Here is a 1380-nt window from a genome sequence, read left to right as displayed (position 1 = left end):
CCCCCATGACCAAAAACATTCTTCAACGAGATTTTCCCGTCAGCAGAAAGATGCAACTGCCCCGCATTGGCTGCCATATCATGGCGCATACGAACCCCAACACCTTTTTCTGTTGCCACAAGTTTAATCTGATCCGCTTGTAGAGCCCCCAAAGCAGAACCATCTATCGCATATTCCGGTTTACCAGTAATATCGGTCAGTTCTTTCATTTCCCGTGAAGCATAATCAAAGTGACCCGTCCCTGCTGTCACACCAATTTCCTTGCCCGCAACAGCTCCTTCAAAATGCACCGTGCGTGAGATAATATCGACAATATCAACAGCCCCTTGGCCAGAGAAAAAATTGGCTCCCTTGGCGCCAAAAGTAATATCCCCACCTCGCACCTCAAAGCCTTTCAAAAAACCGCTCGCATCAATTTCGGGTACACCTGTAGTTAAAGTCGCATGGGGTGTATTGATAAAGCCACAACCATCACAGCTTATCCCATTGGGATTGGCTATAATCACATCGGCTGGGCTCCCAAAAACCTCTCCTGGACCATGAAGCGCACTGCGCTTGCTGCTGGTGACTTCATTTAAAATCACTTTCGCTGAACCCGTGAGGCGCAAATGCGGATTGCCCGGCATAATGCCCCCCAACTGCGATTGCCCCACTTCTTGCGCATGATTGTTCCAAATCACACCTGGATTTCCAATATTAAAATCGTTATATTTATTGTGTGATAAGCCCTTGCCATTGGGGGTAACAATATCAATGGAAGGAACCCCATTGGGCGCTGCTACTATATCTGGACGATTGGCGGCATGAGCGTTAGGATCCACAGTAATTTGTGCCTGTAAAGCTGAAGGTGCTAACAAACAAGAAAAACCAAGTCCCCCAAATAAAACCTTTTTGAGCATCGTACTGGAGACCAAAACACCTAATAAAGCTGCTCTTTCTGCTCTCTTCTCATATCTCATACTTTAACTCCCCAATAAAAAATGCTTAAAGTTCCATTGTTAATGTCATAAAAAATGTTCCTGATTTTTTGTGCTTAACTGTGCTCCAAAAAATACTGGAATAACTGGCATCAAGAGAGACCATGCCTCCCGCAAGCTTGACACCTGCTGTCCAACCGGCAAGCTGATCACTCTTAATCCCATACAAGGGTTGTGCAAAAACACGCCCATAATCCAAACCAACATAAGGGCGAAGTTCTCCAAAAACCTTTTTGAAGGTCGCGTGATTGCTCCACGGAATAGTGCGTAGCAGCAAATCATTCCGGCTAAAAAAACCGTTATTGCCAAAAAGCAAACTCTCACGCGTGCCACGAACATTGGAAGCACCCCCCAACGAAATCTGCTCAGCACCCAATAAATTATGCGGTGAATATTGACCACT

General features: G+C 45.7%; 2 protein-coding genes. Both read right to left on the bottom strand.

The features are described from left to right. Positions 1–959, bottom strand: a 959-nt coding sequence (locus ACFILA_RS09505; protein WP_375661122.1) for a filamentous hemagglutinin N-terminal domain-containing protein, incomplete at its 3' end; no start/stop codon positions are given. A 25-nt stretch (positions 960–984) separates the two neighbouring features. Then, positions 985–1380: ShlB/FhaC/HecB family hemolysin secretion/activation protein (locus ACFILA_RS09500; protein WP_375661121.1), on the bottom strand; the 396-nt coding region annotated here is incomplete at its 5' end.

The organism is Bartonella sp. CL71SXKL, from assembly GCF_042194935.1.
GTDB lineage: Bacteria > Pseudomonadota > Alphaproteobacteria > Rhizobiales > Rhizobiaceae > Bartonella.
This window is presented reverse-complemented; position numbering and strand designations above follow the sequence as displayed.